This is a genomic window from uncultured Kordia sp. (genome assembly GCF_947489565.1).
Classification (GTDB): domain Bacteria; phylum Bacteroidota; class Bacteroidia; order Flavobacteriales; family Flavobacteriaceae; genus Kordia.
This window is the reverse complement of the sequence record NZ_CANLEA010000001.1, coordinates 469,352-485,313: the sequence shown is the minus strand read 5'-3', so window position 1 is coordinate 485,313 and position 15,962 is coordinate 469,352. Positions and strand designations below refer to the sequence as shown.

The window sequence follows — 15,962 nt, the reverse complement described above, 5'->3', positions numbered from 1 at the left end:
AACTATTATGATCCGTCGTATGAGAAGTATCATGCTATTTTTATGCTTGTTCCCTGTCTTTCTTTTAGGACAGAATTCTCAAATAGATAGCCTTTCCACAGCACTTACAAGCGCGTCCAATCCATATGATAAAGCCAAAATTACGCTTCAATTAGCAAAATTGTACGAACGTGTCGATTTGGTGAAAGCAAAAACCTATGCATACCAAGCATTGACTTTTACTACAAACGATTCACTTGCTGCAGAAACTACCAACGAAATTGGTCGTTTGCATTTCTTTACTGGAAAATTAGACTCAGCTTCTATCTATTTTGAAAAAGCAATAAAAACACTCCGCAGTTTAAAAGATAGCATGCGTGTAGCTACTGTAAATATTAGCTTAGGAGCCATCTATCTTAGAAAAGGAGATTACAAAAAAACTATTACCATTCTTACGGAAAGTGCTGCTTTTTTTGAAAGTCAGAACGATGAATTGAATGCAGCAAAATGTTATAGCAATATTGCGAGTGCTTTTGCAGAATTAGAAAATTATGATACTGCAATTGAGTACAGCGAAAAGGCACTTCGTATATTTAGTAACAATAATTTAGTTCAGTTTGAACTTATTACACTTCCCAATTTAGCCACACAATATTTTAAGAAAGGCGACACCATCAAAGCAATTGGTTATTATAATAAAGCAGAAACACTTGCGGAAAACTTAGACAATAAGCGATCGTTGTCTATGATTTATAATAATTTAGGAAACCTGTATTTAGATAGTGACTCCGAAAAAGCAAAAGCATATCTTGAAAAAGCATATTCTTTAAAAAATAAATTGAATCTAAAATCTGGAATAGAGGTTACTGAAAGTAATCTTGGCTATATATATTTAAAGAATAAAGAATACTCCAAAGCCATTTCCTTATTGGAAAATGCAACAAGCGCTGTCAAAGGAAAGCAATTAGCAACCTTATATTCGTATTTAAAAGATGCGTATGAAGGTGTGAATAATATTGATAAAGCGCTAGAGTTTTCTGAGAAATCGAGGGTTTTAAATGATAGCTTATTGAGTGCCGAACATCAAAAGACCATTCTAGACATTGAAAGCAAGTATGAAACTGAAAAGAATGAAAAAAAGATTCTTCAATTAGAATCCGATAACCTAAAGGTAAATTACAAACGAAAGCAAAATAGAAATTTATTATTCATTGCTTTAGGTGTATTGATTCTTTTATTTTTTGTGACATATATCTTGCTGAAAAACGCAAAACGAAAGCGCATCATTATGGAACAAAACAGCATTATCAAACAACAAGAGTTTGATCGTGTTTTAAAATCAAAAGAATTGGAAGGAATTGATGCAATTCTTGCTGCTCAAGAAGAAGAACGCACCACAATTGCTGAGGATTTACATGACAACCTAGGAAGCAAAATTGCAACGCTAAAATTATATGTTGAAAACTACAATACTGCAACCGCATTTGGTGATTATCACGAGAAGTTAAAGCTTTTAATTAACGATACATATACTGAAATTAGAGCGTTTTCAAAGAATAAAAACTTTGGAGCGCATGTAGATAAAGGATTGATTGCTTCTACAAAAGCAATTGCCCATCAAATTTCTGGCACGGAACAATTAACAATCAACGTTATCAATATTGATGTCAATAAGCGTCTAGAAAATGCCGCGGAAATTCAAATTTTCAGAATCATTCAAGAGCTATTAACCAACAGCATCAAACATTCAGGTGCAAGCGAAGTTATTGTACAATTTTCCGAAGAAAACAATGTGCTGAATGTTATTGTTGAAGATAATGGGAAAGGATTTGATATTTCCAAAAACACCACAGGAACAGGATTAATTAATATAGAAAAAAGAGTCGAAAAGTTAAACGGCGAACTCTTTATTGATTCATCTTTAGATACTGGAACCACTGTAATTTTAAACATTCCGATGTGAGTATTAAAATCATTATAACGGACGATCATCAACTCTTTATTGACGGTATTAGCTCTATTTTGGCAAACGAAATAGGCATTTCCATCATTGGAGAAGCCAATAATGGATTGCAATTGTACAAATTGATTGAAGATGGTTTGCGTCCAAATGTGGTCTTGACAGATATTAGAATGCCTGTTCTGGATGGAGTTTCTGTCACTAAAATGCTTTCTAAAAACTATCCAAACGTAAAAATTCTAGCATTGAGCATGTACGATCAAAGTTTAGATGTCATAGAAATGCTCGATGCTGGCGCCAAAGGATATGTGACTAAAAATGTAGAAAAAGCCAAACTTATTGAAGCCATTCACACCTTAGCAAAAGGCAATTACTATATCAGCGATACACTTCCTAAAGACATTAAAGATTGGTTTTCTAATAAAAATATTGTCCCCAAAAAAGCATTAACTCGCAGAGAAAAAGAAATTTTAATCCTTATTGCAAAAGATAGAACTACCATCGAAATAGCAAAAGAATTGAGCTTAAGCACGCACACTATAGAAACGCACCGAAAAAATATTCACAAAAAATTGAACATTAAAAGCAATATCGGCTTGGCCAAATATGCCATAGAAAATTTATTATAGTACAAATCGATATGTAAACTTCATCAAGAAAATATTTTCAGGTTGTTGCCCTAAAATTTGATCGTCTAAACTACGCAATAAATGATCTCTGGTATTTCCAAAACCTGTCGTTCCTTGCGACCAAACTAGGAACAATTCTGATCCCGGAATGTATTCCCAACGCAATACCAAATTTGAACGAAACTGCACAAAAGCAAAATCAGGATTTCCGATAGAATAATCTACATTGCCATCTGCATCTTCATCAATTGTATACGAATCGGAAGCTGTATCAAAGGTAATTTCATTCGGCTGATACTGATAAAAACGATCATACAAATTATCTGCAATAGAATTGGTTACATATTTAAAATCTTTGTAGCGACCAATAGACACAAAAGGCTGTCCGTAATACTGAATCGATAAGTTCGGGTTAATTGTATAATTAAAACGAATAGCTGCACTCAAGGTTTGATTGTCAATATTACCCAAAATATAACGTGTAGTTCCATTATTATTTGCCTGTGTTACGTATTGCGTTTTGTTTGGATTGTAATTGTATTGCGGACTGATAGAAATACGCATAGCATCGGTTGGTTGATATGTGACATCTCCATTAATTTCAAAAAACTGAAAGTTGTTTTGTTTTGCTTGCGAATAAATCATTCCCCAACTTGTACGCAGTTTTTTACGCTCATCAGTTCCAAAGGATGCATATGCAAAGTTTTCTTGATTAAATCGCCAACGCGGACCACCACGTAAAAACGTATTGATGAAAATTCGCGGTTTGTGCGCACCTCCAAAATCGATAAACCAGTTGTTTAAAAAGCGTAAATTTCCGTTCACTTCGTATTGGATTCTATTGAAGTTTCCTTCAAAATCATAGGTTGTAAATTGTGAAAATCGTGCCGAAATTCTTCGAAAGTTCCCTACAGATTTTGTGGTTTGGTAACGTATGTTTGCATATTGACGTACTTCATCTGCCTGACGTAAAAATCCGATATCATTCAATTCCAATTCTGGCGAACGCCAAATAACTCCAGCATCATAACGCCAAGTTCCACTTCCTGCTTTTCCAAATTCTAACTTTCCTCCTGTTCCTGTTAATGAAGTTCTGTTCGGATCAACATTTACATGTCCTGCATCTACACGCTGAAATAAATGTGTCAATGAGTTTTGCGTAGCGGCAATGGCTTCTTTGCTTCCTTCTACATGGCTCAACACCACATTTCCTTGTGCGTAATACGTTCTATCTTTCCAATTATGTGTAAAATCTAATCCTCCAGTGTATGCTGCACGATGTAAAAAGTTAAGATTATCTTCTAATCGACGATTGGTTGCGGTAAAAATTCCGCCAATAAACGTATTTCGTTCGTTGAAATCTTTTTGCAATCGTCCCACAAAATAATTCGTTAACGGTTCTACCAATTCTTTACGGCGTGTTCCGTTATTATCAATTTCTGCAAACTCCTTTCCTGTAACACTTTCCAACACACCAATGGACCAACCATTTTTAGTTTTTCCACTAAATTTTGCAGCTCCCAAAATGGTAGAGTTTTGTGGTTGATCTACAAATTCTCCAGCACTTGTACTTGGAAAACTTTGTGGATTTCGTCCAATACGACGTGAATAAAACACATTGTCTTGTCCGTTGGCAAATCGATAATCAAAAATATTTTTATTCTCTACAAAAAATGGTCGTTGCTCTCGGAAGAAAATCTGAAAACCATCCAACGCAATAGCTGCAGGATCGGCTTCAACTTGTCCAAAATCAGGATTAATGGTAAAATCTAAAGTCAAATCATTGGTAACACCAATTTTCCCATCAATTCCTCCATTCAGTTTTAAATCATCTCCATCACGAAACGGATTTCCAGCTTCTTCAGGATACGTATCATATTGTGTAACCACATACGGTTGAATTTCTAATTGTCGCTGTGGCTTTATATTTTTTAAACCGTGTAATTCTCCAAATTCACTTACCCAACCTGGTGCATCTAGCGGAATTCGTTGCCAGGTTGAACGTTCTTCTTTTCTAAAAAAACGACGTTGCACTTGCAATCCCCATATTTGTTCTTCACTTTTTCCAAAGCGCAATTGGCTAAACGGAATTTTCATTTCGGCAGTCCAGCCTTCTTCATCAACATTTGTTTTTGTGTACCAAATCGGATTCCAACTTCCATCCCAATTATTACCATTATTAGAGATAAACTCGTCTCCTTTTACACCTGCTGCAGTCACGGTAAATGAAAAACCAGTTCGCAAATCGTGATAACTATCAATATTAATCTCTACCCAATCACCATCAAAACCATCTCGACGCGATAAACGTCGTACAATTTGATCTGGATTTTTATCATAAGCACGAACCGCTACGTACAAAAACTTAGCATCGTACATAATTTTAAATTTCGTTTGCTCAGTTGGTGGCGTATTTTCGTCTGGGCGATTCTCTATAAAATCACTTGCCCATGCTACACTATCCCAACTGGCATCATTGAGCAAACCATCTATTTTAGGAGCTTCTCCTTTAATATTACTTGTAGTATAAATTCTTTTGGGAATAATTTTTGATGTTTCTTGTGTAAATCCCAAGAAGGGAACGCACAAAAACCCTATACATAACCATAGGAAAGATTTCATAAGTCGCTTTTTGATTGATTGATTGTTATAAAAGTAACAAACCTTGTAAAATTACGTCAACAATTAATTAAAAATTAACACTTATTAAGAAATACAATAAATAATAACCAATAAAAGTTTTATTGTTTACACACACAGTAAGAAGCATAATTTTAACTACATTTGGTTTGAAAACAAAAAATAGTGAGCGCCTTAAAAACCATATTATATTTTTCCCTTTTTAAGTATCCGTTAACGAGGACTGAAATCTATCAATTTTCGGATAACACGGATCAAAAAGAGATTGATAGCGAAATTGATTTGCTATTGAAAAAAGGCATCATTTTTAATTTTGATGGTTTTTATATTGATGTAAACAATCCTGATCGTGTAGAACGCCGATTGAAAGGCAATGAAATGGCGCGAAACATTATGCCCAAAGCAATCAAAGTTTCTCGAAAAATAGCCAAATTCCCATATGTAAAAGGCGTATGTTTATCTGGTGCATTGTCTAAAGGATATTATGATGACGATGGTGATTTTGATTTTTTTATCATCACCAAACCCAATCGTTTGTGGATTGCTAGAACCTTATTAGTTTTATACAAAAAAATATTCTTACTGAATTCCAAAAAATACTTTTGTGTCAACTATTTTATCAGTACTGATCAATTAGAAATTGCCGAGCAAAATTTATTTACGGCAACCGAAATTGCCACACTCATTCCTTTGTACGGAAAAGATACTTTTAAAGACTTTTTAACGGCAAATCAATGGGCAAAACCTTATTTTCCGAATAAACCTGTGGTAAAATTGAGTACGATTAGAGAAACAGAAAAAAGCTGGTTTTCTAAACTCATTCAAAAAGGATTCAATAGTGCATTCGGATTAAAATTAGATCAATATTTACAAAAGTTAACGATCAAAAAGTGGATGCGAAAGTTTAAACACTTAGCAAAAGAAGATTTTAATATTGCTATGAAATCTACGAGGCATGTTTCAAAACATCATCCGCAAAACTATCAAAACAAGGTTACCAAGCGTTTAAAGGAACGCTACAACCAAGTTATAGAACAATACAATTTACAATACCCGAAATATCCCGAAAAACATGCTTGATGTTGTTTTTTCACATTCCTATTACTATAAGTTTGATTCGAAACAATGGAAAAATCAAACGCCTTATCCGCCATTAGGAACTTTATATGCTGCTTCGTATTTGCGTGAAAATGGGTATGGCGTTGGTGTGTATGATGCCAATTTATTGGATGATCCAAAAACCATAAAACCGTATTTGGAAACGCATACACCAAAAGTGTTTGTATTGTATGATGACGGATTTAATTATTTGACAAAAATGTGCTTAACCACGATGCGTGAAGCCGCTTTTGAAATGATTAAAATTGCCAAAAACTTACATTGTAAGATTGTGGTTTGCAGTTCTGATTCTACCGATCATTATGAAAAATATTTGGAGGCTGGTGCTGATTTTGTGATTCAAGGTGAAGGCGAAATTTCATTAAAAGAATTGGTAGATGCACTAACGAATGCAGAAGATACTTCGCAAATCAAAGGATTGGTTTTCAAAAAAGACGACGAAATTATCAAAAATCCAAAACATCCAGTATTGCGTAATTTAGACGAATTGCCAATGCCTGCTTGGGATTTAATTGACATAGAACCGTATCGTAAAATTTGGGAAGCTGGCGGAAATGAATTCACACTCAATATGGCAACAACACGCGGTTGTCCGTTTAAATGCAATTGGTGTGCAAAACCTATTTATGGAAATCGTTACAACTCGCATTCGCCAGAATACATTACCAAACATATCAAATATTTAAAAGAAAAATATGGAGTTACACGTTTTTGGATGTGTGATGATATTTTTGGATTGAAACCAAATTGGGTTCAAAATTTTAATAAGGAACTTAAAAAAGAAACACTTTCAATTTCGTATTACATACAAAGTCGTGTCGATTTACTTTTGAAAGAAGACACTATTGAAGCATTGGCCGAAAGTGGATTGGAAGAAGTTTGGGTTGGCGCCGAAAGTGGTTCGCAAGCTATTTTGGATGCCATGGATAAGGAAACCAAAGTAGAACAAATTTATGAAGCCACACGTTTGCTTAAAGAGAAAAATGTACGTGTTGCCTTTTTCATTCAGTTTGGCTATTTGGAAGAAACCAAAGAAGACATTCAGAAAACAATTGACATGATTAAAGAGTTGGTTCCTGACAATATTGGTGTTTCGGTTTCGTATCCACTTCCTGGAACTAAATTTTACGATAAAGTCAAAGATGACCTTAAGTTAAAAGCAAACTGGACCGATTCTGACGACTTAGCTATGATGTTTAAAGGAACGTACAACACACAATTTTACAGAAAATTACAACGCTACGTTCATAAGGAATTCCGTAAAAGTCAAGCAATGCTCAACTTTAAAAAATTCTTTAAAAATCCGTTTTCAATTTCTAAACCTGAATTGCGATCAATGATTTTACTAGGTTATTATGTTCCTGCTGCCTTTATTGACAAAATTCAACTCAAAAACATGGAGAATACCAATGCATAGTGATTTTGATGTAGCTGCACCACAATACGACGATATCTTCACCTATTCCAACATAGGGAAAGCACAACGAAAATTAGTCTTCAAACATATCAAATCCATCATTCAACAGGATAAAAAACTATCCATTTTAGAATTGAATTGTGGAACTGGCGCAGACGCCATCGAGTTTGCAAAACTAAATCATGAGGTCATTGCGACAGATATTTCTTCTGGTATGATTGAAGTTGCCAAAGCAAAACCACATCCAAAGAATCTACAATTCCAAGTACAAGATATTAATACCATTACAAAAGATACTTTTGGTAAAAAGTTCGATTTTATTTTTTCTGATTTTGGTGGAATTAACTGTTTGTCGCCTGAACAATTAGAAACATTTTTCAAGACTTCTGCCAATTTATTATTGCCTAAGGGAAAAATGGCGATTGTATTAATGCCTAAAAACTGTTTGTGGGAACGTTTATATTTTACCTTGAAAGGAGATAAAACCAAAGCAACTCGAAGAAATACTACAGAAAGTATTGTTGCGAATGTAGATGGTATTGGCGTAAACACATGGTATTACAATCCGCAAGACATTTCTGCAGCAGCGAACAAATTTTACAACACACAAAAAGTAAAACCTATTGGAGTCACCATTCCGCCATCGTATTTAGAACAATCGTTTGTAGCTAAATTTCCTATGTTGAATATTTTTAAAGGATTAGACGCGGTGTTGACAGGAGCTTCCTTAGCAAAATATGCTGATCATTTTTTGATTACTCTTGAAAAGAAAGGGTAGTTTCTTAGTATGCTTTCTAAATAAGCATATACTATAATTCAAATTTTAGAAGTCAGTAAAACATCTTTATATTTACAGTATTGTATTTATACGATTAGATAAACAACAACTAGCAACAACCAAACAATGAGCATCATTCTCACACATACATACTATCTTTTTGAAGATGAGAAAGAGCAAAGCATCATGCGTCCGTATGCTCCGTTGGGATTACTGTACATTTCTTCGTATTTGAATGAACACAAAGTAGAAAATCATGTGTATGATTCTACGTTTTATTCTAAAGATGCGCAATTACGATTTATTGAAGAGAAACAACCAAAAGTGATTGCGATTTACACCAACTTAATGACGAAGATTAATGTGATTTCGTTGGTAAAAATTCTTAAAACAGATGAAATTTATGGTTTTCCAAAAATTATTTTAGGCGGACCAGATATTACCTATAATTGCGAAAATTACCTCAATACTGGAGCCGATTTTTTAATTATTGGTGAAGGTGAACAAACTACTTTAGAATTGTATCAAGCACTGATTTCAGATGCAGATTTCAGTGAAATTCATGGAATTGCTTATTTAGAAAATAACGAAGTTGTAAAAACTCCTGCGCGTATGCGTATGAAAAGTCTAAAGGAATTACCATTACCAAACCGAGCTGCAATTCCTGTTGAAAAGTATTTGAGTGCTTGGAAAACGCATCATGGTCAAAGTTCTATGACCGTGAGTACGCAACGTGGTTGTCCTTATACTTGTAAATGGTGTAGTACCGCAGTGTATGGACAAAGTTATCGCAGACGACCGCCAGATATGGTAGCTGCTGAATTGAAAATGTTGAAAGAAACCTACAATCCAGATGGAATTTGGTTTGTAGATGATGTTTTTAGTGTAAGTCATAAATGGATTGAATTATTTCATGAAGAAGTCATCAAGCAAGATGCAATCATTCCGTTTGAATGTATTACACGTGCAGAACGTTTGAACGATCATATTTTACAATTACTAAAAGAAGCAGGTTGTTTCCGCATTTGGATTGGCGCTGAAAGTGGTTCGCAAAAAATCATAGATGCCATGGATCGTCGTGTAGATGTTGATGTCGTAAAAGAAGCCATTCAAAAAACCAACGCGCTTGGTATGGAAACAGGAACTTTTATTATGGTTGGTTATCCTGGCGAAGATGAACAAGATATTAATGAAACGATTGATTACTTAAAAGCTGCAAATCCAACACATTTTACCATTACTGTTGCCTATCCGATCAAAGGAACTTCGTTGTACAATGAGGTTGAAGACAAAATTACTGTACAACCAGAATGGGATACTTCTACCGACAGACAAATAGATTTTAAACGTACCTATTCACGAAAATTTTACGATTTTGCCGTTCGTAGAATTGTGAATGAAGTCAACTATAATAAAGAATTGCTCAAAGGGAAAAATCGAAGTTTATTGACTTCTATGAAATTAAAAACAAAATCTCTTTTAGCACAAACTGCCATGAAATTATACAAATGAAACTAGATTTTAGTCGTATAACCCAACAACAAAACGTGTATTATTTAACACCTGAAGATGCTGGTTTTTCCAAGTATTATCTCGCTGTGCGCGAAAAGGAAAATCGGATTCTATCAGATACTGAAGTTCGCAAATTGCCCTATTTACAAAAAGATGAATGGCCATATCGAATTAAATCTACAGAACGTTTTTTAGCGCATGTTTCCAAACAAAATAATCCGCTACATATTTTAACGATTGGTTGTGGAAATGGTTGGTTTTCTAATAAAATTGCTGAAGTTTCTAAAGAAAATCAAGTTATTGGATTGGATGTAAATCGTGAAGAACTGGAGCAAGCTGCCCGTGTTTTTAAGAAAAAGAATTTACATTTTATGTATGCTGACATTTTCAAAGTTCCGGAGTCTTTTCACGGGAAATTTGAAATGATTACGCTGAATGGAGCTGTGCAGTATTTTGAAGATTTTGACGGCTTAATCTCGCTTTTAAAATCGTTTTTATCTGAAAATGGTGAGATCCATATTATTGATACTCCATTTTATAAAACTGAAGAAATTGCAGCAGCTAAAGAACGTACCAAAGTATATTATACAGAACTTGGTGTTCCAGGAATGGCAGCGAATTATCATCATCACGATAAAAAATTAGTACAACATTTTGAAGTTTGGTATGCATACAAAAAGAACATCATTCATAAGATTTTAGGTAAAAAAGACTCGCCCTTTTCTTGGTATGTATTACATTAGTATCTTTCCAAAGTCATTTAAAACTACGCTACATGAAGCTTTTCTCGAAACGACTCCTTAAAAAACTGGCTTTCTCAGGAGTAGTCACAGTGATACTATTGATTATTGCTGAAATTATACTTTCATGGTTACAAATTTTTCCAACGGATTATTATACCAATACACCAAATTCTGGTTTTGTTTGGGAAATTAACACGGATGAAATCACAGGAATCCATCAAGATTCAGAAGTCTCTTTTGATGAATTGGGCGCGCGTTCGATTTCAAACTATGAAGATGCCGAACATAAAATGATGGTTTTTGGAGGAAGTACTGCAGCATGTTTCGCATTGACACAAGAAAAAACGTGGCCGGCTTTGATCGAAAAAAAATTAGGCAATGAATATTGGATTGGAAATTTCGGAAGACCTGGAAACAACAGTACACATCATGTATTGCAATTCAAACACATGCTTGAAAAACCGGAACTGAAAGACACCAAAACCGTGTTGGTGATGCAAGGTGTAAACGATTTGGTAGCGTATTTAATTTCTTCAGATCGTTATCTGAATCTACCAGAATTGAAATTAAAAAAATTTGCTTTTCAACACATTCCGGATGATTATTTGCCATGGTACAGACAATTGACTTTGTATAAGTTAGCAGCTAGAGCGAAGAAAAATATTAAATTCTATTTCAATCATAAAGATCATTTAACCAAAACTGTTTTAGATATTAGAGCTTTAAGAAAGCAATCTAAGATTTTGGACGAATTGCCTGATTTAACCCCTGGTTTAACACGTTACGAAGAGAATGTGAAAGCAATGATTCAGCTTGCAAAAGAAAAAAATGTACGCTTGATTTTTGTGACGCAAGCAACGATGTGGAAACCGAATTTGGAGCCGCAATACGAAGAATTGATGCTTACCAGTGGTTTTGAAAATAACGAAGCTTTTTACAGCACAACTGCATTATATGGCGGAATGGAAATGTTTAATCAGCGATTGAAAACTATTTGTGCACAAAACAACATTCCTTGCATTGATTTGCAACTTCCAAAAACAACAGAATCATTTTATGATGACTTTCACTTCAATGAATCTGGTGCTGAATTGACAGCCGAACAGATTACAAAGGAGTTGAAAGTGATTTTGAAAAACTAAGTTGAAATATCTTTTCGAAAATTATTAATCAAAGCTTGTGCAATTTGTTTTCGCATGAAGAGATTACTTCGTCATACTTCCTCGTAATGACGTATCAAAAAAACACCAAAAGCGATAGCGTGACTAAAAGCAAAGCGAGTCTAAAATTCTAAAAGGCAAAGCCACGTCTAACTAAGCTAACTGCTGTTTCTTAAAGAATGTATCAACAATTTTCTTTTCAACAGGAACGTTGAAATATTTGTGTTTACAACGCCATCTTGCTAACAATTGCAATGGTTTGTAAATCCACTTCTGATTCGAATAAGCAAACTTTAAATAGAACTTAAACTTCTCAAAGAAATCATACTTTTCTGCACTTACCCAAGGCCCTGAAGAACCTACAAAATCAAAATCGGACCATTCGTGAACCGTTTCTGGAAGTTTGTAACCTTCTTTCACAACATTATCGGTAATTGTGGTACCTGGATAAGGTTTAAAGTAGAAAATTGGCGTATGAAAGTTTGGATGCATACTATTTAAATCGAGTGCAACTTTCACCGTTTCTCTAATACTTTCGTCTGTTTCTTCTGGGAAACCAACAATAAATGGAAACTGTACTGCAATTCCTAAATCTTTGCAACGCTCAGCACACATATACACTTGCTCTATTTTGATGTCTTTCTTCAGCCAGTTCATCATTTCTTGTGAACCAGATTCTACTCCAATCAACAAACGTCGCAACCCAGATTTTGCACAGATTTTAAAATCTTCCACTGACATACGAGAACCTTGATCGGCACGCATCGTAGCCGCCCAAGTAATATTCAAGCCTTTTTCAATCATACGTTCTGAAATCTCAATCACACGATCACGATATGTGAAATAGGTTTCATCTTGAAGATTCAAATCGGTAAACTGATATTTTTCATGTAGTTCTGCTAATTTATTCACCATAATTTCTGGTGAAATAGCTGTCCACTTTCTATTATACACAAAAGGATCAGCACAAAATGTACATCTAAAATAACAACCTGTAGAAGAAATATAATCGAGTTGTCGTCGTCCTTTCTTTTCAAAGTATTTTTCAACGTCAATCAACTCATAATTGATATCTGCAAAAGTATCCATCGCTACAATTACTCGCGGCGGATTCTTGATAATTTCACCTTCTTCATTGCGATAGCAAATTCCTTTCACTTTAGAAATATCGCCTTTGGTAGCGTATACTTCTACCAATTCTTTAAACGTATCTTCTCCTTGTCCTTGCGCCGTAACATCAATACAAATTTCATCTTTCAAGGTTTGTTTTGGAAATAACGAAGTATGCCATCCGCCCCAAATTACAGGAATATCTTGACGCATTTTCTTAACAGCTTGTGTCACTGTCAAAGCATCTTTTATCGGTCTCCCTGTCAACACAGTAGTTCCAAAACACAAGGCATCATCAATATGCTTTCCAATAGTGTCTAAAGGATTTTCATCAATGCGACCATCTACAATAATAACTTCATATTTCTCAGGGTCAAGCACAGATCCAATCGCCAACAAGGCAAGTGGCATATCAAAAAAGACTGCAATGGGATTGTACAATAAGATTTTCTGCTTTTTCAAAACGGACAATTATTTTTTATAAATATACTGACTATTTAAATATTTGAAATGACTTTAGCTTCTTTTTATGCAAATAATACTGAATTGATACCTTTAATACGCCTAAACCATAGGTAACACTTCGCTGAAAGTTGATAGAGGAGCTTTCGCTAGAATAAGTTGTTGGACAGGTAATTTCGGCAATTTCAAATCCTTTGTTAAAGATTTGACACAGCATTTGATTGTCGAAAATAAAATCGTCTGAATTGTGTTCTAACGCTAAAGAATTTAAGACTTCTTTTGAAAAAGCTCGAAATCCTGTATGGTATTCAGACAATTTCTGATTGATGACAATATTTTGAAACAGGGTCAAAAAGCGATTGGCAATATATTTATACATTGGCATACCGCCGCGCAATGCACCTTTTCCTAAAATTCGTGATCCCATCACAACAGGATACACATCATTTGCAATTAAATACGCCATGGAATGAATCAACTTTGGCGTGTACTGATAATCAGGATGCAGCATTACTACAATATCGGCACCTAACGATAATGCTTTTTTATAACAACTTTTCTGATTCGCGCCATATCCTTTATTTTGATCGTGTTTTACCAAATGTTCAATTCCTAATTCTTTGGCAACTCGTAGCGTTTCATCCGTACTATGATCATCTACCAACACTACTTCATCTACAATATCAAATGGAATTTCGTCGTACGTTTTTTGCAACGTTTCAGAAGCATTGTAGGCAGGAAGAACAATAATTACTTTTTTGGAATTGATCATGAGTTTTGAATTAATTGCGCATAAAACACAAAAAATATTGGTAATTTTTTACGATCGACAATTTAACAACTATATTTAGATACGCAAAACAAAACTAACATTGAAATCATCTAAATTAACCGCTTTTTTTTACAAGGACTTTACGTTTTTTTACCTTCCGATTCTCTTCCTGTTAGCATTAAGAATTGTTGGTTTCGATGGTTTGTACGGTCAAGATTCGTATGAGTATTTACGCTATACCAACGCCATTCAAAACTATATAACCGATGGTATTCATCCTGGAAATTATTATTGGCCTGTGTTGTACCCTACTTTGGGAAGCTTGCTCGGTTTTGTTTTTGGAAGTACTGCTTTTGCATTGCAATTTATAAGCTGCATTAGCTTTGGAATTGCTTGTGTTTACATTTTAAAAACAATTCGACTTTTATATCCATCTTCAAAATATAGCTTTTTGTATGTGTTGATTTTTGCGGTATTCAGTCCTTTTTTATTGAAGATGGGACTCATCGTAATGTCCGATGCATTGACCTTGGTTTTTGTAGTATTGTCGTTCTATTTTTTCTTTAAATCTCATCAAAAAAAGACAAACCTTACTCCTATTTTTATATTTGCCACCTGCGCATTAATGACGCGTTATGCTTCGTTATTTATCACCTTTCCTATCATACTGTATGCTTTATATTTAGTGTGGAAACGAAAAAAATATGTGCAATTATTAATGGCTAGTGTATTAAGTATAGTCGTTTCCATTCCATTTATCATTTTTCAATGGGGCGCATTGTTTGAAGCATCTTCGAATCCATTTTTGCAGGTTTGGTCAGTGAGTAATTATTTCAAATCAAGTTTTACCACAACCGACGGAACAACGAGTTATCTATTTCCAAATTTGATCTATACATTGTATGTGTTTTTTCATCCCGGATTCATCTTTTTAGGAAGTATTCTAAGTTTGATTACATTCAAAAATTACAAATCACTCTTTACTTTTCATCAGAAAATATTGATTATCTGTAGCGGTTTATATATTTTGTTTTTGGCAGGAATTCCATTTCAAAATCCGCGTATCATAGGCTTGGTATTTCCGTTGATATTGGTCTTATTATTTCCTGCTTTTTTGAAACTTACAGAAATAAAATTCATCAAACGATTTTTAATACCAATCGCTATAATTTCTTTGCTGCTGCAATTTGTCTTTTTCACAATAACATTCAAACTTATTTTTAAAAGAACTATCATTGAAAAAGAATTGGCAACGATGATTCAATCGTATCAAGGCGGAACTTTATATAGTTTTGATGTAGATTTGGCATTGGAAGGTCGCGGATTGGACTTTGAATACAAAAACATGTTTTTAGAACGCTACGAGAACTTTCAAACAAGCGATTTAATTTTGTTTGATCCTGTGCGTTACCAAGCACAATGGAAAGATAAAAACCCAATGTTGAATTGGGAATTTATGGAAGATAATTATCAATTGAAAGTCATAGAAAGTCATTCTAAAGGATGGAAGTTGTATAGAATTATAAATAAGAAGTAATATGATTCGTCTTTACGAGCGATAGCGCGGTAATCCTATTATCGTATTACCATTTTTATTCTTTGAAGAATAAGATTGCTTCGTCGTAGACTCCTCGCAATGACGTATCATAACTTTATATTCAAATTCATAAATAGAAAATAA

General features: G+C 34.3%; 12 protein-coding genes. 9 read left to right on the top strand and 3 right to left on the bottom strand.

Going from position 1 to position 15,962, the window contains the following annotated elements:
* The first annotated feature begins 19 nt into the window (after window positions 1–19).
* Window positions 20–1,942 carry a tetratricopeptide repeat protein gene (locus Q0845_RS02240; RefSeq protein ID WP_298508458.1) on the top strand — a complete coding sequence of 641 codons (1,923 nt, stop codon included), beginning with the start codon at window positions 20–22 and terminating at the stop codon, window positions 1,940–1,942.
* The gene (locus Q0845_RS02235; protein ID WP_298508455.1) at window positions 1,939–2,568 is read left to right on the top strand and encodes a response regulator transcription factor; all 630 of its coding nucleotides are present in this window, start codon (window positions 1,939–1,941) and stop codon (window positions 2,566–2,568) included. Before Q0845_RS02240 ends, Q0845_RS02235 begins: the two co-directional genes overlap by 4 nt.
* Here Q0845_RS02235 and Q0845_RS02230 read toward each other — a convergent pair.
* A complete protein-coding gene (locus Q0845_RS02230; protein ID WP_298508452.1) occupies window positions 2,563–5,190 on the bottom strand; it encodes a DUF5916 domain-containing protein in 2,628 nt (875 codons plus the stop codon). The two genes, Q0845_RS02235 and Q0845_RS02230, sit on opposite strands and share 6 nt — an antisense overlap.
* 183 nt (window positions 5,191–5,373) lie before the next feature.
* Between Q0845_RS02230 and Q0845_RS02225 the strand changes: the two genes are divergently transcribed.
* The 6 genes from Q0845_RS02225 (at window position 5,374) to Q0845_RS02200 (ending at window position 11,919) form a co-directional block, all read left to right on the top strand.
* The gene (locus Q0845_RS02225; protein ID WP_298508449.1) at window positions 5,374–6,288 is read left to right on the top strand and encodes a nucleotidyltransferase domain-containing protein; all 915 of its coding nucleotides are present in this window, start codon (window positions 5,374–5,376) and stop codon (window positions 6,286–6,288) included.
* Window positions 6,281–7,744: a radical SAM protein gene (locus tag Q0845_RS02220; RefSeq protein WP_298508447.1), complete on the top strand. Its 1,464-nt coding sequence runs from the start codon at window positions 6,281–6,283 to the stop codon at window positions 7,742–7,744. The genes Q0845_RS02225 and Q0845_RS02220 overlap by 8 nt, the downstream gene beginning before the upstream one ends.
* Window positions 7,737–8,522 carry a class I SAM-dependent methyltransferase gene (locus tag Q0845_RS02215; RefSeq protein ID WP_298508444.1) on the top strand — a complete coding sequence of 262 codons (786 nt, stop codon included), beginning with the start codon at window positions 7,737–7,739 and terminating at the stop codon, window positions 8,520–8,522. Before Q0845_RS02220 ends, Q0845_RS02215 begins: the two co-directional genes overlap by 8 nt.
* A gap of 126 nt (window positions 8,523–8,648) precedes the next feature.
* On the top strand, window positions 8,649–10,034 hold the full coding sequence (locus tag Q0845_RS02210) for a radical SAM protein (protein WP_298508441.1): 1,386 nt from the start codon (window positions 8,649–8,651) through the stop codon (window positions 10,032–10,034).
* Window positions 10,031–10,777, top strand: coding sequence for a methyltransferase domain-containing protein (locus tag Q0845_RS02205; RefSeq protein WP_298508439.1), 747 nt, complete (start codon window positions 10,031–10,033; stop codon window positions 10,775–10,777). Before Q0845_RS02210 ends, Q0845_RS02205 begins: the two co-directional genes overlap by 4 nt.
* A 32-nt stretch (window positions 10,778–10,809) precedes the next feature.
* Window positions 10,810–11,919, top strand: coding sequence for a GDSL-type esterase/lipase family protein (locus Q0845_RS02200; protein WP_298508436.1), 1,110 nt, complete (start codon window positions 10,810–10,812; stop codon window positions 11,917–11,919).
* A 171-nt stretch (window positions 11,920–12,090) separates the two neighbouring features.
* Here Q0845_RS02200 and Q0845_RS02195 read toward each other — a convergent pair whose 3' ends face one another.
* Both Q0845_RS02195 and Q0845_RS02190 read right to left on the bottom strand, forming a co-directional pair.
* On the bottom strand, window positions 12,091–13,509 hold the full coding sequence (locus Q0845_RS02195) for a radical SAM protein (protein WP_298508433.1): 1,419 nt from the start codon (window positions 13,507–13,509) through the stop codon (window positions 12,091–12,093).
* Window positions 13,510–13,540: 31 nt separating this feature from the next.
* Window positions 13,541–14,281: a glycosyltransferase family 2 protein gene (locus Q0845_RS02190; protein WP_298508431.1), complete on the bottom strand. Its 741-nt coding sequence runs from the start codon at window positions 14,279–14,281 to the stop codon at window positions 13,541–13,543.
* Window positions 14,282–14,381: 100 nt separating this feature from the next.
* Between Q0845_RS02190 and Q0845_RS02185 the strand changes: the two genes are divergently transcribed.
* Window positions 14,382–15,818, top strand: coding sequence for a glycosyltransferase family 39 protein (locus Q0845_RS02185; protein ID WP_298508428.1), 1,437 nt, complete (start codon window positions 14,382–14,384; stop codon window positions 15,816–15,818).
* Window positions 15,819–15,962: the final 144 nt, after the last annotated feature.

Excerpts from the sequence above, each read along its gene's own strand:
- Q0845_RS02240 (WP_298508458.1), top strand. The coding sequence starts at position 20 with ATGAGAAGTATCATGCTATTTTTATGCTTGTTCCCTGTCTTTCTTTTA.
- Q0845_RS02230 (WP_298508452.1), bottom strand. The coding sequence starts at position 5,190 with ATGAAATCTTTCCTATGGTTATGTATAGGGTTTTTGTGCGTTCCCTTC.
- Q0845_RS02220 (WP_298508447.1), top strand. The coding sequence starts at position 6,281 with ATGCTTGATGTTGTTTTTTCACATTCCTATTACTATAAGTTTGATTCG.
- Q0845_RS02215 (WP_298508444.1), top strand. The coding sequence starts at position 7,737 with ATGCATAGTGATTTTGATGTAGCTGCACCACAATACGACGATATCTTC.
- Q0845_RS02210 (WP_298508441.1), top strand. The coding sequence starts at position 8,649 with ATGAGCATCATTCTCACACATACATACTATCTTTTTGAAGATGAGAAA.
- Q0845_RS02205 (WP_298508439.1), top strand. The coding sequence starts at position 10,031 with ATGAAACTAGATTTTAGTCGTATAACCCAACAACAAAACGTGTATTAT.
- Q0845_RS02200 (WP_298508436.1), top strand. The coding sequence starts at position 10,810 with ATGAAGCTTTTCTCGAAACGACTCCTTAAAAAACTGGCTTTCTCAGGA.
- Q0845_RS02190 (WP_298508431.1), bottom strand. The coding sequence starts at position 14,281 with ATGATCAATTCCAAAAAAGTAATTATTGTTCTTCCTGCCTACAATGCT.